20 protein-coding genes are annotated in these 24,458 nt (G+C 50.1%); 3 read left to right on the forward strand and 17 right to left on the reverse strand.

Features of this window, described 5'->3' with window-relative positions:
* The first annotated feature begins 16 nt into the window (after nucleotides 1-16).
* Nucleotides 17-1,021, forward strand: a complete 1,005-nt coding sequence (locus tag ACO0LE_RS13330; protein WP_422960844.1) for a LacI family DNA-binding transcriptional regulator — start codon at nucleotides 17-19, stop codon at nucleotides 1,019-1,021.
* A gap of 8 nt (nucleotides 1,022-1,029) precedes the next feature.
* Here the strand turns inward: ACO0LE_RS13330 and ACO0LE_RS13335 are convergent, their stop codons facing one another.
* The 15 genes from ACO0LE_RS13335 to ACO0LE_RS13405 all read right to left on the reverse strand — a co-directional run bounded on the left by ACO0LE_RS13335 (nucleotide 1,030) and on the right by ACO0LE_RS13405 (nucleotide 20,397).
* Nucleotides 1,030-1,578, reverse strand: a complete 549-nt coding sequence (locus tag ACO0LE_RS13335) for a YggT family protein (protein ID WP_422960845.1) — start codon at nucleotides 1,576-1,578, stop codon at nucleotides 1,030-1,032.
* Nucleotides 1,579-1,665: 87 nt separating this feature from the next.
* Nucleotides 1,666-2,439, reverse strand: a complete 774-nt coding sequence (locus tag ACO0LE_RS13340) for a histone (RefSeq protein WP_422960846.1) — start codon at nucleotides 2,437-2,439, stop codon at nucleotides 1,666-1,668.
* A 461-nt stretch (nucleotides 2,440-2,900) separates the two neighbouring features.
* A complete protein-coding gene (locus ACO0LE_RS13345; protein ID WP_422960847.1) occupies nucleotides 2,901-4,091 on the reverse strand; it encodes a ribonucleotide-diphosphate reductase subunit beta in 1,191 nt (396 codons plus the stop codon).
* Between the two features lie 114 nt (nucleotides 4,092-4,205).
* Nucleotides 4,206-7,130 carry a ribonucleoside-diphosphate reductase subunit alpha gene (locus ACO0LE_RS13350; protein ID WP_422960848.1) on the reverse strand — a complete coding sequence of 975 codons (2,925 nt, stop codon included), beginning with the start codon at nucleotides 7,128-7,130 and terminating at the stop codon, nucleotides 4,206-4,208.
* Between the two features lie 379 nt (nucleotides 7,131-7,509).
* Entirely contained in the window at nucleotides 7,510-8,154 is a 645-nt protein-coding gene (gene ampD / locus ACO0LE_RS13355; RefSeq protein ID WP_422960849.1) for a 1,6-anhydro-N-acetylmuramyl-L-alanine amidase AmpD, read from the reverse strand.
* Nucleotides 8,141-9,694, reverse strand: a complete 1,554-nt coding sequence (locus ACO0LE_RS13360) for a sigma 54-interacting transcriptional regulator (protein WP_422960850.1) — start codon at nucleotides 9,692-9,694, stop codon at nucleotides 8,141-8,143. Before ACO0LE_RS13360 ends, ampD begins: the two co-directional genes overlap by 14 nt.
* On the reverse strand, nucleotides 9,684-11,444 hold the full coding sequence (locus ACO0LE_RS13365; protein WP_422960851.1) for a two-component system sensor histidine kinase NtrB: 1,761 nt from the start codon (nucleotides 11,442-11,444) through the stop codon (nucleotides 9,684-9,686). Before ACO0LE_RS13365 ends, ACO0LE_RS13360 begins: the two co-directional genes overlap by 11 nt.
* Nucleotides 11,445-11,518: 74 nt before the next feature.
* Complete coding sequence (locus ACO0LE_RS13370) at nucleotides 11,519-11,788, reverse strand: PP0621 family protein (protein ID WP_422960852.1); 270 nt, start codon at nucleotides 11,786-11,788, stop codon at nucleotides 11,519-11,521.
* Nucleotides 11,785-12,594 (reverse strand): cytochrome C assembly family protein, encoded by an 810-nt coding sequence (locus ACO0LE_RS13375; RefSeq protein ID WP_422960853.1) that lies wholly within the window; start codon nucleotides 12,592-12,594, stop codon nucleotides 11,785-11,787. Before ACO0LE_RS13375 ends, ACO0LE_RS13370 begins: the two co-directional genes overlap by 4 nt.
* A 116-nt stretch (nucleotides 12,595-12,710) precedes the next feature.
* Nucleotides 12,711-14,048 carry a sigma-54-dependent transcriptional regulator gene (locus ACO0LE_RS13380; protein ID WP_422960854.1) on the reverse strand — a complete coding sequence of 446 codons (1,338 nt, stop codon included), beginning with the start codon at nucleotides 14,046-14,048 and terminating at the stop codon, nucleotides 12,711-12,713.
* Nucleotides 14,049-14,231: 183 nt separating this feature from the next.
* Nucleotides 14,232-16,166 carry a sensor histidine kinase gene (locus tag ACO0LE_RS13385; RefSeq protein WP_422960855.1) on the reverse strand — a complete coding sequence of 645 codons (1,935 nt, stop codon included), beginning with the start codon at nucleotides 16,164-16,166 and terminating at the stop codon, nucleotides 14,232-14,234.
* A gap of 56 nt (nucleotides 16,167-16,222) precedes the next feature.
* Nucleotides 16,223-17,023, reverse strand: coding sequence for an ABC transporter ATP-binding protein (locus ACO0LE_RS13390; RefSeq protein ID WP_422960856.1), 801 nt, complete (start codon nucleotides 17,021-17,023; stop codon nucleotides 16,223-16,225).
* A gap of 1 nt (nucleotide 17,024) precedes the next feature.
* Complete coding sequence (locus ACO0LE_RS13395; RefSeq protein ID WP_422960857.1) at nucleotides 17,025-17,843, reverse strand: ABC transporter permease; 819 nt, start codon at nucleotides 17,841-17,843, stop codon at nucleotides 17,025-17,027.
* 107 nt (nucleotides 17,844-17,950) lie between these two features.
* Nucleotides 17,951-18,898: an ABC transporter substrate-binding protein gene (locus ACO0LE_RS13400; protein WP_422960908.1), complete on the reverse strand. Its 948-nt coding sequence runs from the start codon at nucleotides 18,896-18,898 to the stop codon at nucleotides 17,951-17,953.
* Nucleotides 18,899-19,236: 338 nt separating this feature from the next.
* A complete protein-coding gene (locus ACO0LE_RS13405; RefSeq protein ID WP_422960858.1) occupies nucleotides 19,237-20,397 on the reverse strand; it encodes an ABC transporter substrate-binding protein in 1,161 nt (386 codons plus the stop codon).
* A gap of 324 nt (nucleotides 20,398-20,721) precedes the next feature.
* Here ACO0LE_RS13405 and ffh point away from each other — a divergent pair, with 324 nt between their 5' ends.
* Complete coding sequence (gene ffh, locus ACO0LE_RS13410; RefSeq protein ID WP_422960859.1) at nucleotides 20,722-22,089, forward strand: signal recognition particle protein; 1,368 nt, start codon at nucleotides 20,722-20,724, stop codon at nucleotides 22,087-22,089.
* Nucleotides 22,090-22,307: 218 nt separating this feature from the next.
* Entirely contained in the window at nucleotides 22,308-22,691 is a 384-nt protein-coding gene (locus ACO0LE_RS13415) for an SWIB/MDM2 domain-containing protein (protein WP_422960860.1), read from the forward strand.
* 392 nt (nucleotides 22,692-23,083) lie between these two features.
* Here the strand turns inward: ACO0LE_RS13415 and ACO0LE_RS13420 are convergent, their stop codons facing one another.
* Both ACO0LE_RS13420 and ACO0LE_RS13425 read right to left on the reverse strand, forming a co-directional pair.
* On the reverse strand, nucleotides 23,084-23,728 hold the full coding sequence (locus ACO0LE_RS13420; RefSeq protein WP_422960861.1) for a hypothetical protein: 645 nt from the start codon (nucleotides 23,726-23,728) through the stop codon (nucleotides 23,084-23,086).
* 48 nt (nucleotides 23,729-23,776) lie between these two features.
* Nucleotides 23,777-24,418, reverse strand: coding sequence for a lytic transglycosylase domain-containing protein (locus ACO0LE_RS13425; RefSeq protein ID WP_422960862.1), 642 nt, complete (start codon nucleotides 24,416-24,418; stop codon nucleotides 23,777-23,779).
* Nucleotides 24,419-24,458 lie beyond the last annotated feature (40 nt).

A 24,458-nucleotide genomic window follows, 5' to 3' on the forward strand; every position in this document is an offset into this window, starting at 1 on the left:
GAGAGGATGAAATTTTATGGCAACAATGAAGCAGGTCGCTGAGAAAGCACGCGTGTCCACCACCACGGTTTCTCACGTCATCAACAATACCCGCGTCGTCAGCGAAGATGCTCGTGAACGCGTACTGTCCGTCATTCAGGAGCTGCGCTATATCCCCAGTGCCGTCGCTCGTAGCCTGAAGAATGACAAGACCCATACTCTGGGTATGATGATCCCGAATAATTCGAATCCTTATTTCGCTGAGGTGATACAGGGGATCGAAGATGAAAGCTTTCGGCTAGGCTATAACATTATCCTCTGCAATTCCTATGATGATCCCAAGAAGCAAGCGGCATACACCCGTGTGCTCATGGAAAAACGGATTGATGGCCTGATCCTGGTGTCGTCTGGGATTGATCTGGAGCTTACTCAATTATTGGCAGACGAAGCGATTCCCAAGGTCTTGGTCGATAGGGAAGTTCCCGGTGTCGCAGCTGATTTTATTGAAGCCGACCACGAACAAGGTGGCTATTTGGCGACCAAATATCTGCTGGATCTGGGACATCGCCGTATCGCCTGCGTATCAGGCCCGAAAACCTTATTGCCTAGTGGAGACCGGGTATCCGGTTATCTGCGTGCACTGAAAGAGGCGGGCATAGATTTCAACAGCGATTACCTTGCACACAGCGACTTTACCAGCCAGGGTGGCTTCAGCGCGTTTCAGCAGTTGTTGGCCCTGCCCGATCGCCCTACTGCCATTTTTGCGAGCAATGATCTGATGGCAATAGGGGGATTGTGTGCCGCCCAGCAAGCAGGTGTGCGGATTCCGGAAGAGTTATCAGTAATCGGCTACGATGATATCGCTCTGGCTTCGTTCAGCACACCTCCGCTGACCACCATTGCACAGCCTAAATACGAAATCGGGGTATTGACCGCACGTGTCCTCGTGAACCGTATCGTCAACGCAGAATTACCGCTGCGACGTGAAATGCTGGAGACCAAGCTGACCGTGCGTCAATCGACCGGACCAGCACCTGCTTAGGGTCTTGCTCACATCAACAACAGCCTTGGCAACAACTCAACTAAGAGACGATTAAATACCTGAAGCAAGATTAATGCAGCCATCGGTGAAAAGTCGATCCCTCCAAGCGGAGGCAGTAATTTTCTTATCGGTGACAAGATAGGATCATTCAGGGTGCGGATAAACGGTGCAAACGGCGCATGGGGATTGACCCAGCTAAATACCGCTTCCAGCACAAGTAATGCCATCAGACCATACAGGATACATTGCAGCAATTTAAATAATGCCAGCAATGCGATCACGGGCAAGGACACTTGGGATACCACCAGAAAATCGGCCAGCGTCGTTAGTAATGCGACGAAAAAAGCGGCAATCAGACTCGCCCAGTCGTAACCGGCAAATCCTGGAATGACGCGTCTGATCGGATGCACTAGCCAGTCTGTTAATTGAAAGATTGATTGGGCAAGTCCCATTGGAGGCCGGACACGTTGTACTTGCATCCAGAAACGGAGTAAGAGAAAGCCCGCAAACAGGCCAGCAATCGTATCAATAACAAAAGTAAAAATTCCGTGCAACACAGGACGACCCCTAAAAAAAACCCACTGAGTGAATATCACACAGTGGGTATTGTGCCTGAATAAGATCAGGCGTCCAAGCTATCTGAATTAAGCTGGACGTGTGCCTGTCGGGAAAGGCCAAGCTGCTGTTGGGCTCACCACGGTTTTGGCATCTGGCGTAGCTGGCTTAGCTGCTACTTTAGCTGCTGGCTTTGCTGCTGCTTTTTTTGCTGCTGGCTTCGCCGCAGGTTTAGCTGCTACTTTTGCCGCTGGCTTAGCTGCTGCTTTTTTCGCTGCTGGCTTTGCCGCTGGCTTAGCTGCTGCTTTTTTCGCTGCTGGCTTTGCCGCTGGTTTAGCTGCTGCTTTTTTCGCTGCTGGCTTTGCCGCTGGTTTAGCTGCTGCTTTTTTCGCTGCTGGCTTTGCCGCTGGTTTAGCTACTGCTTTTTTCGCTGCTGGCTTTGCCACTGGCTTAGCTACTGCTTTTTTCGCTGCTGGCTTTGCCGCTGGCTTAGCTGCTGCTTTTTTCGCTGCTGGCTTTGCCGCTGGCTTAGCTGCTGCTTTTTTCGCTGCTGGCTTTGCCGCTGGTTTAGCTGCTGCTTTTTTCGCTGCTGGCTTTGCCGCTGGTTTAGCTACTGCTTTTTTCGCTGCTGGCTTTGCCGCTGGCTTAGCTACTGCTTTTTTCGCTGCTGGCTTTGCCACTGGCTTAGCTGCTGCTTTTTTCGCTGCTGGCTTTGCCGCTGGTTTAGCTGCTGCTTTTTTCGCTGCTGGCTTTGCCGCTGGTTTAGCTACTGCTTTTTTCGCTGCTGGCTTTGCTGCTGCTTTTGCTACAGGTTTTTTCGCAGCGGCTTTCTTTGCCTCTGGTGGTTTTGGTGCTGTTGCCATTTTGTTTCTCCTTCATTTGATGGAAAAAATTGATCAATTAAAATCCGCTCAATGAAGCTCTGAAACGAGCGGATTATTCATGGGCGCAAACAAACTGTTGGTTGCGCTAATGAATTTGGCACCGGCTGAACTGCTCCATCTCCTCTTCTGATGCAGCACTTCAGCCATATGGCAGCTTGATCTCAAGCGTATCGACACAGAATGTATCTGCGTCGGATATAAGCTCATCCAGAATCAATCAGCCAAAAAAAACGCCCGCATTAAAAAATGCCGGCGTCGGTATCTTGTGTTTCGAGAGTTTTTCCAAAACCGAAAGCCGCGACACTTATGTGGTGTCGCGGCACAAACAGAGTAGATCGATTCGGTCTATGACTGTCCATTCAGTTTGGTGAGGCCTCTCGCGTTTTTCACATCATGTGAACTTGAGTAGACATCCAGATGCATCTGAATGCTGCTGCGTTTTATTCCCAATTCAGGGCGCCGCCAGTTTGGTACTCAATCACACGGGTTTCAAAAAAGTTGCGTTCTTTTTTCAGGTCGATCATTTCGCTCATCCACGGGAAAGGATTTTCTTCCTGCGGAAACAAAGTATCAAGTCCGATTTGTTGCGCACGGCGATTTGCGATGAATCGTAAATAACCTTTGAACATTGGCGCATTCAAACCTAGTACTCCACGCGGCATTGTATCCTCTGCGTAGCGATATTCCAACTCTACCGCACGCAAAAACAACGATTTAATTTCATCTCTAAATGTCGCGGTCCACAAATGCGGATTTTCCATCTTGATTGTGTTGATCAAATCGATTCCGAAATTGCAGTGCATCGATTCATCACGCAAAATATATTGATATTGTTCTGCCGCGCCCATCATTTTATTCTGACGACCAAGCGCCAGAATTTGTGTGAAGCCGACGTAGAAAAATAAACCTTCCATCAGACAGGCAAACACGATCAAGGACTTCAACAATGTCTGATCCGTCTCCATTGTGCCGGTCTTGAATTCTGGATCGGTCAAAGCATTAATGAACGGAATCAAGAACTGATCTTTATCACGAATCGACTCAACTTCATTGTAAGCATTGAAGATTTCAGCCTCATCTAGGCCCAGTGACTCAACAATATATTGATAGGCGTGCGTATGAATCGCTTCTTCAAAAGCCTGACGCAACAGGTACTGGCGGCATTCTGGCGCTGTAATGTGACGATAAGTTCCCAGCACAATATTATTTGCAGCAAGTGAATCTGCTGTCACAAAAAATCCCAGATTGCGCTTGACCAGGCGACGCTCATCTTCGGTCAGACCATTTGGGCTTTTCCAAAGTTCAATATCGCGTTGCATATTGATTTCTTGCGGCATCCAGTGATTGGCGCAACCTGCCAAATACTTATCCCAAGCCCATTTGTATTTAAACGGCACAAGTTGATTAACGTCAGTCTGACCGTTGATGATGCGTTTGTCAGCGGCATTAACGCGGCGGGCGATATCCTGCGGAGCTACTACGGCTGGTTTGGCGACCAGCGCGGGATTCAACGCAATCTCCTGAGTGCGCAAGCTCAGACCCGCTTGCACATGATCCGGTTGTTGAACAGATTTTGGTGATCCGGCTGGCGCAGCAGAGGCTGGTGCGACTTCATCATCCCAAGAAAGCATTTGGTATTCCTTACTTATTAAATAGATCGTTCTTTGCGACTGGCAGAAAGCGCCCGTCGTCAGACAGTGCTCTTTCTGCTCGACATGTTCCCAGCTAGCGCTGACTCGTCCAGCTTATTGGCAAGCTTCGCACTCTTCAAAACCTGCATCACCGGGACGCAGATAGCACGCAGCACCGTCCGCCTCAGGCGCTGCCGTTACCGGTGTATCAGAGCTTGCAGAATAACCACCGCTGCCGCCATCAACCGCCACTGCGTTCAGCGCACCCGTTTTGCTGGTGGATTTTTCAGTGTGGGTTGCACCTATCGTACGCAGGTAGTAAGTTGTTTTCAAACCACGCAACCAAGCCAGTTTGTAGGTTTCATCCAGTTTCTTACCGGACGCACCTGCCATATAGATATTCAGAGACTGCGCCTGATCTATCCATTTCTGACGACGGGATGCTGCTTCTACCAACCAGGATGGGCTGACTTCAAAAGCGGTTGCATACAGTTCGCGCAGATCTTCAGGAATGCGGTCAATCTTTGCCAGGCTGCCGTCAAAGTATTTAAGATCAGAGATCATGACTTCGTCCCACAAGCCACGTGCCTTCAGATCACGTACCAGATGTTCGTTGATCTCAGTAAATTCACCGGACAGATTCGACTTCACATACAGATTCTGGTAAGTCGGTTCAATACAGGCAGACACACCGATAATGTTAGAGATCGTTGCTGTCGGCGCGATCGCAACACAGTTCGAATTGCGCATACCGTATTGTTTGATACGGTCACGGATCACTGTCCAATCCATGGTTTCAGAAAAATCAGCTTCCAGATATCCGCCACGCTCTTCTGCCAGCAGCTTCAGAGAGTCTTGCGGCAGGATGCCACGATCCCACAGCGAACCACGATACGAGCTATAACGACCACGCTCTTCTGCTAATTCTGTCGACGCCAGGTAAGCGTAATAACACACGGCTTCCATCGATGTATCAGCAAACTGAACTGCGTCCATCGAAGCGTAAGGGATACGCATCATGTGCAGGCAATCCTGGAAACCCATGATACCGAGACCAACCGGACGATGACGCAGATTCGAGTCACGCGCTTTCTTGACTGCATAATAGTTGATGTCGATCACGTTATCCAGCATACGCATCGCTGTGCTGATAGTTTTTTGTAACTTGATGTGATCCAGCTTGCCATCTTTCATGTGTGCAGGCATGTTGACCGAACCCAGATTGCACACCGCGATCTCACTATCGTTGGTGTTCAAGGTAATTTCCGTACACAGATTCGACGAGTGAACTACGCCAACATGCTGTTGCGGTGAGCGGATGTTGCATGGGTCTTTGAAGGTAATCCAAGGATGGCCTGTTTCAAACAACATGGACAACATCTTGCGCCACAAGTCGAGTGCCGGGATTTTTTTCGACAGTTCGAGTTCGCCGCTGGCTGCTTTGGCTTCATACGCGGTGTAAGCAGTTTCGAAGGCTTTACCGAATTTGTCATGCAGATCAGGTACGTCGGATGGGGAGAATAGAGTCCAGTCGCCTTTTTCCATGACACGCTTCATGAACAGATCAGGAATCCAGTTAGCGGTATTCATGTCATGTGTACGGCGGCGATCATCACCCGTGTTTTTACGCAGGTCGAGGAACTCTTCGATATCCATGTGCCAGGTTTCGAGATAAGCGCAGACAGCACCTTTACGTTTGCCACCTTGATTGACCGCGACGGCTGTGTCGTTGACGACTTTCAGGAACGGCACTACACCCTGTGATTTACCATTCGTACCTTTGATGTGCGCACCAAGAGAACGCACTGGCGTCCAGTCATTACCGAGGCCACCGGCGTATTTCGCCAGCAAGGCATTTTCTTTGATCGCTTCGTAAATACCATCGAGATCATCGGCTACCGTAGTCAGATAGCATGAGGATAACTGTGAACGCTGTGTGCCGGAGTTAAACAAAGTCGGCGTCGAGCTCATGAAATCAAAGCTGGACAGGAGATTGTAGAACTCAATCGCACGGGCTTCACGATCGATTTCGCTGATCGCCAAACCCATCGCAACGCGCATGTAGAATGCTTGTGGCATTTCAATACGGGTGCCGCGCACATGCAGGAAGTAGCGATCATACAAAGTTTGCAAACCAATATAGCCAAATTGCAGATCACGATCGGCAACCAGCGCATCGGCAAGTTTTTTCAGATCAAACTGACCAAGCTTGGCATCCAGCAAATCAGCTTCAATACCTTTTTTGATAAATTTAGGGAAGTAATCCACATACTCGGCTGCCGCATCTTGCTGAGCAACTTCTTTACCGAACACTTCTTTACGGACTGTATGTAATAAGAGACGTGCCGTCACCTGGCTGTATGCAGGCTCTTTTTCCATTAGCGCACGCGCAGCCAGGATTGCTGATTTATGCAGTTCTTCCACCGGTACGCCGTCGTACAGATTTTTCAGGGTTTCGGACAAAATCGCTTCCGGATCAGCCAGCTTGTCCAGACCGACGCAGGCAGCTGTGATCAGCTTACGTACTTGTGCGATGTCGAGTGCGACGCGCTGTCCGTCAACAACGACGTGAATTTGCGGTGCGGCGATATCTGTTTTGGAGGATTGTTGTGACTCTAACTGAAGGCGACGTTCTTCCTGACGCTTAGCACGATACAAGACATAGGCACGGGCAACATCATGTTCACCAGAACGCATCAATGCCAGTTCAACCTGATCCTGAATATCTTCTATATGAAACGTGCCGCCGGTTGGCTGTCTGCGCACCAGAGCAGACACAACACTGGCGGTTAACTGCTCGACGAGCTCGCGGATACGTGCCGATGCTGCACCCTGGCCACCGTTAACGGCCAAAAAGGCTTTAGTCACAGCAATAGCAATTTTGGAAGGCTCAAACCCAACTACAGCACCATTACGACGGATGATACGGTACTCACCATAGGCAGGCGTTTGCGTCGCTGGCGCATGGTGGACTGATGACGACTGTAAAGCGGACAGATCAGCGGTACTTGGTGTTGATATTTCTAGAGAAGAGTGCATTTGGCCTCCGGGGTCAGCATTGGTTGAGACTTAATTGATTAACTTTAACGATGATATGAATGACGCAATCCTTGATGTACTCATTGATTGAGACATTGATTCAATCATCGATCTTTTACGTGATTTCTGGTGTTGCACACTGCATAGTTCAGATCTAAAACCTTAGCCAAGTCTCTGTTTTTTAAATCATTTATCTCATTAAAACAGAGTAAAACTTCATTACAGAGAATGGCCACAAACTGGAATCAAACCACTATATGTAGTGCGCAAGATTTGATTTGCACTAATTCTAGTGCCGCGCTGGCAGATACGCAATCGCTTTTTTTGTTAAAAAGAGAATATTTTTTATTGTTGCGGCTGGCTTTGCAGATTGACAAAGTCAAAGCATTAAAGGAAAGCTAGGCAGCGCATGAGTGGGTACTAACATGGATTCATGCTGAACAGCATGAACAAGCAATTTTTTATATTGTTTCCAATTAAAAAATGGCCCGGGGTCGGTCTTGCGGCCAGGAGCAATATCCTGATGGCCGACGATATGTCGTATCGGACAGGCTTGTATCAAGGCCAAAGTCAATTTCTGCAGTGACAGATATTGCGCCTCCTCGAATGCCTGATGATCACTCCCCTCCAACTCAATCCCGACTGAAAAATTATTACACGCTGACTGCCCCTGAAACGATGAGACTCCAGCATGCCAGGCACGCAAGTTGACAGGAACGAATTGCAGCACCTGGCCATCGCGCCGTATCAAAAAATGGGTAGAGACCCGGACGCCCTGTAACGAGGTAAAACTGGGATGTGCCATGACGTCGAGCTGATTCAAAAACAAATCAGTAATGGCGCTACCGCCGAACTGACCCGCTGGCAGGCTAATGTTGTGAATGACCAATAGTGAGATTTCAGCGCCGTCGGGACGATGATCACAATTCGGCGACGGCTTTTGTTCAGCTTGAGGACAACGCCCACCGGCATCGATCATCCATGCCGGTTGTGCAGGATGCAGAACGGGTTTATTCCGGCTCATGAATCTTCAGTTTTTGTATCTGGTAGCGCAGTTGCCGGAAACTGACCCCCAAGAGCTCAGCCGCTTGGGTACGGTTATTCCTGGTCTTGACCAAGGCACGGCGTATCACCTCTTTCTCAATACGCTCCAGATAATCGGGCAAAGAACAAGGTAATTCCGGCTCAGTAAAAATCGATATATCAGCATGAACACCCGGCAGTGTTGTCACCGGACTGGCGCTGACTGCGTCCTGTAACAACACTTTTTCTAACGAGGCATCACCAGAATCCAAACTTACCACGGTCGCCGGCAATGCCGTACTCACTAGACTCGCCCCGGAGACAGAGCTACTTAGCGGCTTCGCCGAAGGACGTAAAGCCAGATCACTGACTTCGATACAGCCGTCGTTGGCGAAGGCTAGCGCACGCTCCAGGATGTTTTCCAATTCGCGGACATTCCCAGGAAAATCATATTCGGCAAGTGCCTGACGCGCACTATCGGATAACAAGGTCGCACAACGATCGGGGTTCGTATGAGCGGATGCAGTCAGCCGCTGTAAAATCCCTTCGGACAATTCGCCTATATCCGTCAGGCGTTCGCGCAATGGCGGCAAATGCAACTCAATCACATTCAGACGATAGTACAAATCCTGACGAAATTTCCCTGCGGTCACGCAATTCGCCAAATTCTGATGCGTTGCACTGATGATGCGAACATCAACTGGCTCTTCCGTCGTAGCGCCGACCTTGCGTACCCGGCGCTCCTGGATTGCCCTCAGCAACTTGACCTGCATCGCCAGAGGCAGATCGGCGACTTCGTCCAGCATCAGCGTGCCACCGCTGGCCGCCTGAAAAAATCCATCGCGATCATCATTGGCACCAGTAAAAGCACCTTTGCGATAACCAAAAAATTCGGCTTCCATCAATGCCTCGGGAATGGCTCCGCAGTTGACCGCAATAAAAGCCTTTTCGGAGCGGGCACTATTCAAATGGATTTCGCGGGCAGCCAGTTCTTTGCCACTTCCCGATTCGCCGGTAATGATCACGGGCGCCATACTGCGGGCTAAGCGGCTGATCTGGGCACGCACATGGCGGATTCCCTCAGACTGTCCGATCAGTGAAGATGCCGTGATTTTTTCTACCTGTGCAGTCTCGACGTTTTGCTTGCTTTGTACTTCACTGGTCTGCAATGCCGAGCGCACCAGTTTGCGTAGCTGATCCAGTGCAACCGGCTTGGACACGTAATCAAATGCACCAGCTTTCAGTGCTACAACCGCATTGTCCGCACTGCCAAATGCCGTGATCACCGCAATCGGCGTGTTTTTATATTGCAGGCCGACTTCATGCACCAGCTCCATCCCGGAACCATCCGGTAGGCGCATATCAGTCAGAACCAGCGAATACGTCGTTTTACTCAGATACTGGCGCGCAACCTCCAGGGTCTCGGCACTATCGACATCGAGTCCCATCTTGATGAGCGTGATTTCCAGCAACTCACGTAAATGCGCCTCATCATCCACAACCAGAATACGCGGACTGTTTGGCAGGTCTTTAGTGCTCATGGGCAGATGACTCAGTCAAAGAAAAATTAATCACAAAGCGACCTCTCGATTCACCGAACATCGTGGTCGGATCATCGGCATGGTATTCATAATCGAGCAAAGCATGGTTATTCAAGCATAGCTCACGTGCCATGTACAAACCCAGTCCGGTTCCCTTGCTCGATGTCGTGTAAAAAGGTTCGAATAGATGGGAACGCACTTCCGCACCAATACCCGGTCCATCGTCCTGTATGTGTAACTCCATCCTGTGCATCGTACTGGCCTGAGCAAATATCTTGATGCTGCCCAGTGCGCCACTGGCATATCTGGTGGCATTCGACAATAGATTGACAATCACCTCGCGCAAATGCCCCACATCAAATACGACAGGAAATGTGATCGCACGATCGACATAAATCAAGTCTGGATCGAGTCCGCGGGTTTCCACAAAGTCCTGAACAATTTCAATCACCAGCGGCAGCAAAGAAAACGGCTTGGTATCGGCCTGTGCTTTGCGTGATAATTTCAGAATATCTTCGATCAGCTGGTTCAGGCGCGCCACATTGTCGTCAACGATTTTCAATAATCGCTGGGTCTGTGCCGGATTGCTTATGTCTTCATTTAACAAGGATGCCGCATACGAGATCGAAGACAAGGGATTTCTGACCTCATGCGCAATACTGGCAGTCAGCCGCCCCATCGACGCCAGCTTGAGTTGCTGTGCCTGATTCTCAATGTCTGAGACATCCTGCATAAAAATAATCGTATAAGACGCCTGATCCTGACCAAAACCATCAATATCGGCACTATCCACGTCCATGAAGCGCAATTTAAGATGCGTCACAAAATCGGAGCGAAGATTGTTTTCTGGCAAATTGCTGTCGAAGGTTGCATCTCCCGCATGACGAATTGAGATGAAGGAAATATTTTCCTCCATCGCCCAGGGCATGATGCCAGTATTCGTCATCGTCGTATTCAGAGTTGCACCACTCCTGGTCGACAGCACTTCAGCGATCGGTTTTAAGGCGGGAATATCCCGCAAGCGCATATGACTGACCTCCTTGATCAGATGCGCGCCCAGCATGCGCTCGGCAGCCGGATTCATCTCGACCAGATGGTCTGCCTGATCGACCACCAGAATACCGTCCCCCATATCTGAGATGACCAGTCGGTTAATCGCCTGTTGGATTGCCAGTGCGTGGCCACGCTCGGCAGCCAGAGCTTCTTGCTGTATCAGATTCTTTGCCAGCCGGTTCACCACATACACGACAGCAAAATACGCAGCACCATATAAACCGGCCTGAGAACTCAGATTAATATCTTCTTGCTGCAAAATTCTGTAAAGACTTTCCAGTAGCAGGAACAAGGTCACAAAAGCCGCAAAAAACAATCCCCACAATAAAGGTGCCAGAATCCCGACGCCCGCCAGCGGGAATAAATACAAAATCGCCAGACCGCTTTTATTCCCTCCCGAAGCCAGATACATAACAGAGATCACGACAATATCCAGCGCAATCTGTGCGGCTAGCTGTAACTTGAAATGTTTTTGGTAGCGATATTTCAAGACGATGAAAGCAATGGCAATCAACAGATATACCACGCAAGCCTCGCTCAGCAATAACTGCTCGCTCAGCCACGAGTCCTTGCCATTACGTAAATTCAGGTAAGCGAGTAAAACAAGCGCCACGACCAGACGCGATACATTCAGCGTTTGTAAAGAACGCCAGAAGGTCGCGCTAGGCAACGCCGATAAGGAGTTTTCAGTCGGCATGATCAATGATCATCAGAATACTGAAGGGTATTAAAGAATACTGCCAAAGCTGAGTAATGCCGGCATATGAAAGACTACGCATGCTGATCCGCATGGGCGACGCTGCAATACACATGCTGCTCACGGTAGACCGCCTCGGATGCGGGGAAGTGAATCTGGCAAGTTTCGCAGCACACCATCGCCTCAGCGTTTTGTGCTGATGCCTGCGCCATATTAGCCGGATTAGACGGATGACCAGCAGTAAAGGCACCGCCATCCTGCCCGGCTCCAGGCTGCTGCTGGCTTTTTTTACGAATCGCAAGCACAACGAGTGCGGCCAATACCAGCCACATCAATAATTTCATGACAGGCTCCTGTGCAACAACACTTCGAGAACAAAGCGACTACCGACATATGCCAGCAACAACGTAATAAAACCGCTCAGTGTAAAACTCAGCACCGTCTTACCGCGCCAGCCGCGCCACTTGCGACCAACCAGCAAGACGCCAAACAAACACCATGAGAACAAGGATAATACGGTCTTGTGATCCCATTTAAATGCAATACCCAGTACCTGTTCAGAAAACACCACACCGGAGAGAACGGTCAAGCTCAGTAAAACAAAGCCAATGGTGATTAAGCGGAACAGAATTTTTTCCATCGTCAGCAAGGCAGGCAAGCGCTCAATCGCGGCATTCAGCCAGGCGGGCAGGCTTTGATTATTCGGTTTATGCAAATGTGCGTCCTGCAAAATCATCACAACCGCATGAAAAGCAGCAATCGTCAGTGTGCTATACGACAATAAGGCAATCCCCAAATGCCATGGAAACATGGTCGTCTTCCCTGCCAGAGCAACCAGACTACCCGGAAAAAATACCGGCAGAATCACCATCAGGGCCGCGTTTGGCAATAGCAATACCTTCAATCCGTCCAGCGAAAGATTGCGGCTCTCAAGCCAATACACGAGTACCGATACCCAGAGCGCAGAGGAAAGCATCACGGCAAAACCGACACGCAGCGCATCCGGCGTAAAGATCGTCAACCATAAAGCGGCCGCATGTATCAGCCATGCGGCAAAGGTAAAACCAGACTCAAGCAAGCGGCGCTGATTAGGGACGAAACTGCCAAGCACATAAAGAGCAGCTGCGAGGAAAGAAAGATAAGTTTGCATCACTTAAGTTTACACCATGTCAGCAAGTCTGTAGCTCGGGATTTGTTTCCGTTGATGACAGACGATGCTGAGAGAGCTCAGTCATCATAATCGACTCAAATCAAGCAAAGGCAAAATCAGGCAGGACGGACGGCTAACTGGTACTTCTTTATTTTGTCGTACAGTGTCTTTTTCGGAATACCGAGCTGCTCTGCCGCCAGCGCGACATTGCCATCATGAGCTTGCAAGGCGTGCTGAATCAGGCTGGACTCATATTCATCGAGACGCCTGGGCAAACTATCGACCTCCGCTATCTTTATAGGGGCAACAGGGTCACGGGCAGATGCTGGTATCAGATCGGCCACGCCAAGCACCCATTTATCCGCAAAATTGCGAAGTTCCCGCACGTTTCCCGGCCAGTCGCGTTGCTGCCATTCCGCCATGTGCTCAGGCGTCCATGGTGGGACTGGCATCTGATAACGCTGTGCTGCCGCGTCGGCAAAATGCTTCAGCAGGAGCGGGATATCTTCGCGCCTTTGCTTGAGCACAGGCAAATCAATACTCACCACGCTGAGGCGATAATACAAATCTTCACGGAACTTCGCCTCTTCACTCAGTTGCAATAAGTCCACCTTACTCGCCGCGATCACGCGACAATCGAGAACAATCTGGGCATTGCCACCCAGACGCTCCAGACGCCGCTCCTGTAAGACGCGTAGCAGTTTCACCTGCAATGCGAGCGGCATACTCTCAATTTCATCGAGAAATACCGTACCTCCGTGAGCATATTCTAGTTTGCCGATACGACGTTTTTGCGCGCTGGTAAAAGCCCCTGCTTCATGACCAAAAATCTCACTCTCAAACATCGCCTCCGGCAATGCGCCGCAATTGATAGCGACAAATTCACCGCTGCGACCACTCGCCAGATGCAATTGCCGGGCCACGACTTCTTTGCCGGAGCCCGTCGCACCATTGATCAGTACATCAACCGGACTCGGCCCGATAGCACGAATGAATTTGCGCACCTGTTCAATAACCGGCGCATGTCCCAGCATTTCCGGCACCGATTTTTGGCTGGCGAGTTGCTGTTTCAATTGCCGATTGTCCATGACCAGTTTGCGCTTTTCCTGTGCCCTAAGGCAGGTCTCAAGCAAGCGCTCCGAGGCAAACGGTTTTTCGATAAAATCATAAGCACCAACCCGCATCGCAGCGACGGCCATACTGACATCGCCATGTCCGGTAATCAGAATGACGGGCAAATCGGCGTCGAGCGCGCGTACTTGTGTCAGTAGCTCCAGACCAGACTGCCCCGGCAAGCGCACATCGCTGACGATAATGCCGGCAAAAGCCGGATGCAATGCGGACTGTGCCGTCTCGACGCTCGCGTAAGCATGCACCTTGAAGCCTCCCAGCTCCAGCGTCTGCGAGGTCGCCAGTCTGACGGCCTGTTCATCTTCAATCAATAGTGCTTCCAACGTTGTCTCCTGATACTACTTATGTGATGACACGGATACTTTCAGCGCGCCTGAAATCATATACTCCCCTATCAATGAAGAAAAATACCCTTAATTGCGCAATATTCTATTGGCGATATAAAAAATACTCAGGGAGAGTATGTTATTTTTCACTCTTATCACCAGCACCAGATCTGCCATCTGTCAACTCCTGGGACTGTCAGACTTATCCACGCTACGAGGAAGACTGACCACGAATTCAGCACCTCCGCCAACACGATTTGATGCACTCAGAGTGCCGTTCATCGCCTGAACAATCGACGATGAAATCGCCAGCCCCAGACCCAACCCCTGATCCGACGGTTTGGTCGTAAAAAACGGCTCAAACAAATGCTGAATCACATGATCAGGTAGTCCCGTCCCGGCATCAATAATACGAATAATGATGTACTGCGCATCGGCATCTAGTTCAACGCTGACCTGTTGCAGGCTGCCGGTAACTGGCATTTGCAGCGTCGCGTCCAGAGCATTGCGTATCAGGTTGATCAATACCTGCTCGATCCGGACCGCATCCCCGAGCACCAGCATCCCGCGCTGATCCGGCAAGTTCAATATCACTCCGTGCCGGTCAAAGTCGCTGTGCAACAGCAAGGCGGCAGCACGTAAAGACTGCGCAACATCCACGACCGCCACGGCTTCAGGACTTTTTCTGGCAAATCCTTTTAGCTGCGCAATGATGCGCCCCATCCTGGCACTGGCATCACTGATATGGGCGAGATTATCACCAGCTTGCGTCAGATTGCCACGTGCCAGAAAGGTCACTGCGTTATCCGCAAAAGCGCGGATTGCGGTCAGCGGCTGATTCAGCTCATGCGTCATTCCGGCTGCCATCTGCCCTAGCATAGCGAGTTTGCCGGTTTGTACCATCTCATCCTGGGTTGAGCGCAACAGATTTTCTGCATCCTGAAGTTTGCTATATTTACCGGCTAGTTGCTGATTCGCCAGCGTCAGCTCCCGCGTTCTCTGTGCGATACGCACTTCTAATTCGTCAGCAGCGCTTTGTAATGCCTGGCGCGCCAGCAGACCTTCTTTCATGCGCTGGCGACGCTGATACACCACTGCGGCAGCGGTCGCACTCAAAACCAACAGCAACAAAGCAACCAGTGAGGCCTTGACGCCTGCCAGCCGGATTTTTACTTCGGACGGAAACAAGATTAATTGCCATGACAGGCGCCCCACTGGTCGGGCGACATAGCTACCAAAATCGAGGCGCGACGATCTATTCAAGCTGCTAATCGTTGTAATCGCTTTACCCCCATATTGTAAAGTCGCCCCCAGTGCTTGCTGTGCCGCCGGATCGAGTACGCGCAAACTGTGGTATTGCCAATCGGGCCGATTGCTGAGAAACACCACCCCATGTTGATCCGATAAAGCAATCGGCTCCTCACTGCTGCGCCAGGCTTGCTCGAATTCGGTCAGGCTGATTTTGACCGCAATGACGCCGATCGGTGAGCGTTGAATGTGATTGACAGGCGCTGCTGAAATCGCGGTTGCCGGTCCAGATGCAGAAAAACCTTGTGCCGAAGAATTTCTGACAAACGGCCGTACACCTTCCGGATAGACAGCTTGCGCAATAAAGTAACCGGGAATATTCGTCGTATTGCCGATGGCATAAAAACGTCCTGCCTGCCCCGTCATCGCCTGACGAAAATAGGGACGGAAACTGAAATTCTGTCCCATGTAGGTTTGCGGCGTGTCCCAGTTGCTGGTGGCAATCGTCTTACCCTGCGCATCCATCAAATAGATAGACGCAACTTTGGCTTGTAGCTGCAAGTCTCGCAGCAATGCATTTAATTCAGAAACGAGTCGCTGATTATCAGGCTGTGCCAAGAGCCGGGCAGCGAGCGGCAGATAAGATATTGAGTACGGCAGGGTCTCGTATTTTTCCAGCGCTGACTCAAGATCGAGGGAAATCAGTTTTAGCTGGCGATCGCCACTACGATGCAACTCATCTCTGGCGAATGTCGTGGCGACCCAATACGTAGAACACACCAGAACAATCGCCAGCATCACCAATGCGGTCAGCAATGCGATACTGGCGAGTTTTGAGCGGATCAGAAAAAATCGGGCAGGTCTCATCAGTCGGCAACATTAGTTTTGCATAGCATTGAGAGGCTGGACCAGACCTGCTGAAATCAGTCTACCGCCGCCATTTTCAATTCATCGGTGTGATGTCGCTGCTGCTCCTCCATCACAAGCTGGCCCAGTTCACGTTTCAAGGCATTGAATTCTGCAGAGGACGGATCGCGCAAACGAGGCAAATCGACGATCAGATCACGCTTCACAGTACCGGGGCGGTAGGTCATCACGATGATACGGTCCGCCAGATAAATCGCCTCTTCAATACTGTGAGTGACAAAGATAATCGTCTTTTTCAACTCCGACCAGATCCGCAATAACTCATCTTGCAGATTGCGACGCGTCAGAGCATCCAAAGCACCAAAAGGTTCATCCATCAGCATGATAGGTGAATCCAGTGCGAGTACGCGGGCAATCGCCACACGCTGACGCATGCCGCCCGACAGATCTTTCGGAAAGCGACTTTTGAAATCACTCAAGCCCAGCATCGCCAGTAAGTCCATCACTTTTTTCTGGATCTCGGCCTTGCCAAGACCTTTGATTTCCAGACCGAAGGCGATATTTTGCTCGACCGTCATCCAGGGGAATAAGGCATATTCCTGGAACACCATGCCACGATCCGGACCAGGTCCGGAGACCGGCTTACCATCAGTGATGATCGTCCCCGAGCTGGGTAGCGAAAAACCTGCAACGGCATTCAGCAGTGTCGATTTACCGCAACCAGATGGGCCGAGCAGGCAGACGAACTGCCCTTCCGGAATGTCCAGCTGAATATTTTTTAATGCTACAACTTCGCGGTCGCTGGTTTTAAAAATCTTGTTGACCGCGTTCACTTTGATTTGCACTTGCTCTGTCATATTAATTCTCCAGACCGCGGTGCCAGCGCAGTAAATGATTATTCAGTTTGTTCATCGCCAGATCAATTGCCAGACCCAGCATACCGATACTGATCATGCCGGCGATAATTTTGTCTGACCAAAAGTACTCACGCGCCTCGAGGATACGAAAACCCAGACCATTATTCACAGCGATCATTTCCGATACGATCACCACGATAAAAGCCGTACCGATCCCGATACGTACACCCGACAAAATATAGGGCACTGCTGCGGGCAGCATCACACGTACAAACAATGTGGTCTGGCTGGCACCAAGGTTACGGGCCGCACGGATATAGATGCCGTCCACATGGCGTACACCGGCAATGGTGTTCATCAGCACAGGGAAGAAAGCGCCAATCGCAATCAGGAAGATTGCCGGCGGATTCCCCAGCCCAAACCACAAAATCGATAAGGGGATATAGGCAATCGGCGGAATCGGACGCAAGACCTGCATCAGCGGATTCATCCAGGCATAAGCGCGCTGACTGGCTCCCATCGCCAGTCCCAGCGGCAATGCCAGTCCGGCACCGACGATAAATCCGACCAGCACCCGGTACATACTGCCGATCGTGTCACGTATCAACTCACCGGAAAATAGCCAGCCCAGACGGGACATACTTGCCGGATCAAATGCCTCCAGGGGCGACGCATATTCACACCATTTTTTTACAACTGCCAAAGGTGCAGGCAAGACCTGGGGATTCACCCAGCCCATCGTGGTAACGGTATGCCAGACTGCAATCAATATGGCAGGCACAACCAGCCCTGCGCCAATTTCACGCCATTTCAGCTTCATCTTTTGTCCTCTGAGAATATCCGCGCTGACAAGAAGAGAACGATCTCATCTCGCTCAATCTTGCCAGCGGGTTTAGTGTGTTGCGATGCTTGTAGATTATTGACTATTTATTTGATGTTCAGGTTTTTCTTGGCCTGATCAAGCAGATCAGTTTTTACCCAGTCTTTGGCAACCGGAGGTTTGGCCATCTTGCCGACGCCGTATTTTTGCATCAGATCCGTGGTGACCTGAATATGCTCGATCGTCACATCGTAAGAGTATGGCGAATTACCAATAGCAGCGACGAAGTCATCTTTAGTAATTTGTCCTTTGAAGATAGTTTCGCGGACATATTTTTCAGCCAAGTCTTTGTTATCAATAAAGGTCTTGGTTGCCTCGACAAAACAACGCATGAATTTTTCTGCAAGAGGGCGATTCTCTTTATAGAATTTTTCTGTCATCACCATGGTACGAACTGGCTCGCCAATAGGCGTGTCATAGGGCTTGAGCAATTCTGTACCAAAACCCTTGTTGATTGCCTGCGCAGAATACGGTTCGGACTGCATGATCGCATCAATGTTTTTGCCCAGCAAGGCTTGATTCAGATCCGGGAAGCCGAGATAAATAATCTGCACATCTTTACCCGGCTGATCGGAGTACGTCAGGCCATTCTGTGAGAGTTCTGCCGCCAGCAAAATATCCTGAATACCGCCACGGGTGACGCCGACTTTTTTCCCCTTTAATTCTTTAATCGATTTGATACCGAGATCGGTGCGCGTAACCAAACGAGCACCACCTTTGGCAAAACCTGCCACGATGAAAATCGGCGCACCACTGGCACGGGCTGAAATCACTGCCTCCGACGATACAGCGGCCACATCCAGTTCGCCCGCAATCACCGCCTGCATTGCATCCAGCCCTTTAGGGAAAACTTTTTCATCCACCTTGATACCGCATTTCGGGGCGATTTCTTTGATGTAGGATACCGCGCCATAATGCGCAAATTTGAGATTACCAAGCCGTACTGTGTCGTCGGCATGCGCAACGCCCGTTAGCATACTGAAAGATAACAGCATGACAGAAACGGCAATGGAGGCAACTGGTGATTTTCTCAGGGTAAGCAAAGTTTGTGGTGCGACAGGTTTTAACATCGTGGTCTCCAGTGTTTTTAATTGGGCCTCACATAAAATAGTTGCGTAACGCTGCAAAAACGACTTTATGCCAATCCATGTGATTTGTTCCGTATTTATAGCAGACTCTGTGCCAACTCGATTGCTTTTGCAAGTATCTGATTTTTAATGACTAAATAATCGCTTACTTAGTAATCGTTCCGAAAAACCGGAAATCTTCAACTTGAACTCACGCCTGATTCCGGCATCCCGCACCTACATGCGATCCTAAGTCCACATTAAATTCATCGCAGGAATTTACCATCTCTACCTATCATGGTTAATTCGACAAACTCACTGCCAGTATGATCTTTTTCGCTATATCCAAGCATCACGCCGCCAATATCGTAACGGCGTATCGATTCTAAGGCGCGGATCAATCCATCCCTAGTCAAATTACGTCCGGCACGACGCAAACCTTCCACCATGACTTTGGCTGCGACAAAACCTTCCATCGCGGCATAGGATGCATTCACGCCTTGCGCAATAGCGATATTTTTAAATTCTTGTCCTAGGACCGATGAGACTGTATGTGGCGCGGGCATAATCTGTGACACCATCACACCGATACCAGTCTTACCAAGAGAATCGACAAAAGACTGGGACGCATTATTCGATAAGGTCATGATTTGCAATCCGGGATTCTGTACCCTCGCTTCTTTAATAAGCTCAACTGTAGTAACGGCGGAGCCAATAATAATGACGGCTTTGGCCTTACTACCAACCACCGCCCTGACTGCGGCTGCAACATCCGGCTTGGCCCGGTCAAATGTCACAATTGCCGCCGGCGCTAATTTATGATGAGTCATCGCCTGATTAAAGCCGACCAGTCCATCGCGGCCAAAGGTGTCGTCAACATGTAATAGGGCGATATCTTTCAAGCCGATCGTATTAAATTGTTCGACGCCGCGCCGTACTTCGTCCTGATATTTAGCACGGACATTAAATAGATAATGGTTGACTGGTGCATGGAACAGAGAAGCGCCTGTACTGGGCGCGATCAGCGGGACTTTGTTCTCCGCCAGCACTGGCAGCAGAGCTTCGGTATGCGGCGTGCCGCGCGACTGAAACAGCGCAAACACGTGTTCTTTCTTGATCAGTGTCTCGGCATTGGTCGCCGAGATAGCGGGATCAAACTTATCGTCAAGAATTTTGACTTCGATTTTGCGACCGTTGACGCCGCCATTTTTATTAATATGCTCAAAATAGGCATTCGCCCCTGCATTCATTTCCTTTACCGGCCCGGCAATCTGACCGCTCAGACCTACCGTTTGTCCGAGCAAAATCACGCTGTCCGTAATCCCATCCTCGGCCATTGCATGGCTATGCACAATACTAAGTGGGGATAACAGACTGAGGCAGGCGCAAAGCCTCAGCGCCAGGCGGCGCGAACGATTGTTCAACATGATGGTCTCCGTATTTTTTATAGTTTGTTACTGTGTTTCAGCTTACTAAGCAGAAAACGTTCCTATTATGCATCACAGTACAAGTCTCTCATTTAACATGAGTATTCCTCCTGAAACATCGGTATTACTACTGATATGTGCGGATTTTCAGCCTGAGGCCGATCAATTTTCCGGCAATCCAGACTCGTCAGACTCTCTAGCATTGGGGTGACTGAACTAATTCAAGGTCTGACAAGGTGCGATCAGGTAAAATGTCAGGCTATAGCGCTTCAGGCGATTACTCTCTGCAATATTGTTTTTCACTTACTCATATAGATTCTATCCATGCTTGATAATTTGACCCAACGCCTTGCCAAAGTGGTGAAAACCATGCGTGGCGAGGCTCGTTTGACAGAATCCAATACCGCTGAAATGTTGCGCGAGGTGCGCATGGCCTTGCTGGAGGCCGACGTCGCCTTGCCAGCCGTACGTGAACTGATCGCCCGTGTGAAAGAAAAAGCGCTGGGCGAAGAAGTCATCAGCTCTCTGACTCCAGGGCAAGCCCTGGTCGGCGTGGTGCAAAAAGAACTGGCCAGCCTGATGGGTGCCGATCTCGGGCCAGAGGCTTCGCAACTGAGTTTTGCCACACAACCGCCTGCAATTATTTTGATGGCTGGCTTGCAAGGTGCCGGTAAAACCACGACTGTCGGTAAGCTCGCCAAATATTTGCGCGAGCAAAAAAAGAAAAAAGTTCTGACTGTCTCTGCCGACGTATATCGTCCCGCTGCGATTGGCCAATTGCAGACGGTTACGGTACAAGTTGGTGCAGATTTTTTCCCGTCACTGCCAACGGATAAACCGGTTGATATCGCGCTGGCAGCGCTCGATTATGCAAAAAAACATTATCACGATGTCTTGATTATCGATACTGCCGGTCGTCTTGGTATTGATGAAGCGATGATGCAAGAAATCGCCGCCCTGCATGCTGCTGTCAAGCCGATTGAGACCTTGTTTGTGGTGGATGCGATGCTGGGTCAGGATGCCGTGAATACCGCCAAAGCCTTTAATGATGCCTTGCCCCTGACTGGCGTGGTACTCACCAAGCTCGATGGCGATGCGCGAGGCGGCGCGGCCTTATCGGTGCGTCACATCACCGGCAAGCCGATTAAATTTGCCGGCGTTGCTGAAAAACTCGATGGCCTGGAAGCTTTTGATCCGGTTCGTATGGCAAATCGGATTTTGGGTATGGGCGATATTCTGGCGCTGGTCGAATCCGCCCAAAAAGGCATGGACGTCGCCGCGGCACAAGATCTCGCCCACAAAATCAAAGGTGGTGGCAAGTTCGACATGAACGACTTTAAACTGCAACTGAGTCAGATGAAAAAGATGGGCGGTTTATCGAATCTGATGGACAAACTTCCGGCCCAAATGCAACAGGCAGCAAGCGGTGCAAATATGGACCAGGCCGAAAAAAATGTACGCCGTATGGAAGGTATGATTAATTCCATGACTCCTCTAGAGCGTGCAAAACCAGATTTAATCAAAGCCTCACGCAAACGCCGTATTGCAGCAGGTGCAGGTGTACAGATTCAGGAAGTCAATCGCATGCTGAATCAATTTGAACAGATGCAAAGCATGATGAAGAAGCTGCAAGGTGGTGGCATGATGAAAATGTTACGCAGCATGAAAGGAATGATGCCGGGTAAACGCTAGCGCCTGATCACATCGGAACCCGTCAGCCGGATCGACCTGAGCACACTAAAATCAGGCCTGATCCGGTTTTTTTTCACTATGAAACGCTGTCCTCTGCGCATTACGATACATTTTCAACAAAAAGCCAAAAAAACACTTGCATCCCTCTGCAAAGCGCACCACTATTAGCGATGCGTGAAATGGCGCATTTTCCAAGATATTTGTGAAGGAGCCTCAATATGGCAACAGCACCAAAAAAAGCACCGGCTAAAGCAGCTCCAGAAGCTAAAAAGCCAGCAGCAAAAGCAGCAGCTCCAAAAGCGGCTGCACCAAAGAAAGCTGCTCCTGCAGCAAAAGCAGCAGCACCTGCACGTAAGCCAAATGCAGCGTTCATGAAGCCAATGACAATTTCTCCAGTATTGGCAGCAGTCATCGGTGCAGCACCAATTCCACGTACTGAAGTGACTAAAAAAGTATGGGAATACATCAAGAAGCACCAACTGCAAGACGAAGCGAACAAGCGCAACATCAACGCGGATGACAAATTGAAAGCCGTTTTTGGCGGTAAAAAACAAGTCTCCATGTTTGAAATGACAAAGCTGATTTCCGGTCACCTGTCTTAAGCTGATCGTAGTCGCTTTGGGAGACTTATTGGGGCCATGTAAGTAGCAGATGGCATCCCAATCCCAAACAAAAACGCCCGCATCGCGCGGGCGTTTTTGTTTTTAAACGCAATCTGCTTCAGTGACATACTGAGTCATTAATCGAGATCCGCAACCGATCAGACCCATGAACCTAGATCAATCGGCTTCAGCAGGATTTTTCAATGACCCCTTACAAAGCGCATCTGGCGAAATAGCTGCCTGATGGCGATAGTGAGGCTGTGCTGCAGAAGAGCAGTCGCCCATTAGCGAGCGGTGAAGCCTGAACTCACATCGCGACGGCATGATTCCTTGGGAAGTCTTGTTACCCCTGCGTGTCACAAAGTGATATCGGTCTAATAGGAAACTTGGATTTAATAATTACCGCAACTCACAACACGGTTTGAGCGAGCTTCTCGCTGGATAACGGTTGCTCCGCCAGCAGGATTGGGGGCGATCACGCAATACGATCCTCGTCCGCTCATCACCTTGGTAATCAGGGTGCCGTCTGCTGTAGTAAATGTTTTAAAAGTGACCTCTCCGGGAATCGCTGCAGCGGCCATTTTGTCTGCCAATATCGCAATGGCAGGCACTGAGGCCTTTGGCGCAAAGGGCAATGCACGTTGCTGTGCTTGCAAATCCTTGCTGATCTGACGCGTATCCAAATTGAGGTTGAGCCCAGGCTCTGTACTGATGACAGGCGCTGTGATGGAAAAGACAGATCCGGTGGGCGTTACAGGTCGCTCGATATCGGCTTGAGTCGATTGTGGTGATTTAGTGGCGGGCAATAATACCGGTTGCTTGGTAACCGGAGTCGTTACCGTTGCACCCGTGTTCAATGGTGTGAGCTGCTGCGGTTTCGCGGGAAAAATTAATTCAACCAATAAAGTCGAATTGCTTGATAAAGACACTCCCTGCTCCAGCCGCTTGCCGGCAGACGACAAAGCGATGATAAAAACGATGTGCGCTGCCACGATAAAAAGCAGCCATGGCCAGCGCGCCTCTCGCTGATAGCTCAAACTGAACGCCTCGCAACGCAGATTTTCGCAGATCGCATTGAAACCACCCTATCGTTTAAATTCCCAGTTCTTCCAGTTCGCCAGAACAGCATTCGGGTACTCGGGTCGCCCGCGACTACCGTTATAGCGCCCCAGAGCGAGATATAAATTACCCGCTTCCATATCAATATACATACGCAGAATGGCACACCCATAACGCAGATTCGACTGCATCTGAAATAGCTTCTGCGCATCGCTGTCGCCAATCACTCGTGACCAGAACGGCATGACCTGCATATAACCGCGCGCACCGACAACCGAGGTCGCATATTTACGAAACCCTGACTCGACCTGGATAAGACCCAATACCATTGCCGGCTCCAGGCCGGCACGCTTGGATTCATACCAGACGGATTTCAGAAATTCCTGTCGCGTTTGAGAATCAGGCAAGCGCCGTTTTAAGCGATCAGACATCTCGCCCAGCCAATGCAAATAACTGATGCGCGCATTGATGTCGTCAAAACTCGGAATCGGCGGCCGGGTATCGGTCACCGCTTTCGATAAAGCGAGACGGACTGAGTCCGCCATCGCTTCTTCTTTTTGATTACCCGCCTGTGCACCCCCTGCCCGAAGCAGAACGGCGCATATAACACCACGCAACAAGAGCCCACTCACGGCAAACACACCACGACTCTTCGAGGGAGTACCCATCAAAAACCTACTTAATGCGCACAAAAGACTGGACCTTAAA

Source organism: Undibacterium sp. Xuan67W (genome assembly GCF_049340165.1).
In the GTDB taxonomy this organism is placed as follows: Bacteria; Pseudomonadota; Gammaproteobacteria; order Burkholderiales; family Burkholderiaceae_D; genus Undibacterium.

Coding starts and splice junctions, on each gene's coding strand:
- ACO0LE_RS13330 (WP_422960844.1), top strand. CDS start 17: ATGGCAACAATGAAGCAGGTCGCTGAGAAAGCACGCGTGTCCACCACC.
- ACO0LE_RS13340 (WP_422960846.1), bottom strand. CDS start 2,439: ATGGCAACAGCACCAAAACCACCAGAGGCAAAGAAAGCCGCTGCGAAA.
- ACO0LE_RS13345 (WP_422960847.1), bottom strand. CDS start 4,091: ATGCTTTCTTGGGATGATGAAGTCGCACCAGCCTCTGCTGCGCCAGCC.
- ACO0LE_RS13350 (WP_422960848.1), bottom strand. CDS start 7,130: ATGCACTCTTCTCTAGAAATATCAACACCAAGTACCGCTGATCTGTCC.
- ampD (WP_422960849.1), bottom strand. CDS start 8,154: ATGAGCCGGAATAAACCCGTTCTGCATCCTGCACAACCGGCATGGATG.
- ACO0LE_RS13360 (WP_422960850.1), bottom strand. CDS start 9,694: ATGAGCACTAAAGACCTGCCAAACAGTCCGCGTATTCTGGTTGTGGAT.
- ACO0LE_RS13365 (WP_422960851.1), bottom strand. CDS start 11,444: ATGCCGACTGAAAACTCCTTATCGGCGTTGCCTAGCGCGACCTTCTGG.
- ACO0LE_RS13370 (WP_422960852.1), bottom strand. CDS start 11,788: ATGAAATTATTGATGTGGCTGGTATTGGCCGCACTCGTTGTGCTTGCG.
- ACO0LE_RS13375 (WP_422960853.1), bottom strand. CDS start 12,594: ATGCAAACTTATCTTTCTTTCCTCGCAGCTGCTCTTTATGTGCTTGGC.
- ACO0LE_RS13385 (WP_422960855.1), bottom strand. CDS start 16,166: ATGAGACCTGCCCGATTTTTTCTGATCCGCTCAAAACTCGCCAGTATC.
- ACO0LE_RS13390 (WP_422960856.1), bottom strand. CDS start 17,023: ATGACAGAGCAAGTGCAAATCAAAGTGAACGCGGTCAACAAGATTTTT.
- ACO0LE_RS13395 (WP_422960857.1), bottom strand. CDS start 17,843: ATGAAGCTGAAATGGCGTGAAATTGGCGCAGGGCTGGTTGTGCCTGCC.
- ACO0LE_RS13400 (WP_422960908.1), bottom strand. CDS start 18,898: ATGCTGTTATCTTTCAGTATGCTAACGGGCGTTGCGCATGCCGACGAC.
- ACO0LE_RS13405 (WP_422960858.1), bottom strand. CDS start 20,397: ATGTTGAACAATCGTTCGCGCCGCCTGGCGCTGAGGCTTTGCGCCTGC.
- ffh (WP_422960859.1), top strand. CDS start 20,722: ATGCTTGATAATTTGACCCAACGCCTTGCCAAAGTGGTGAAAACCATG.
- ACO0LE_RS13415 (WP_422960860.1), top strand. CDS start 22,308: ATGGCAACAGCACCAAAAAAAGCACCGGCTAAAGCAGCTCCAGAAGCT.
- ACO0LE_RS13425 (WP_422960862.1), bottom strand. CDS start 24,418: ATGGGTACTCCCTCGAAGAGTCGTGGTGTGTTTGCCGTGAGTGGGCTC.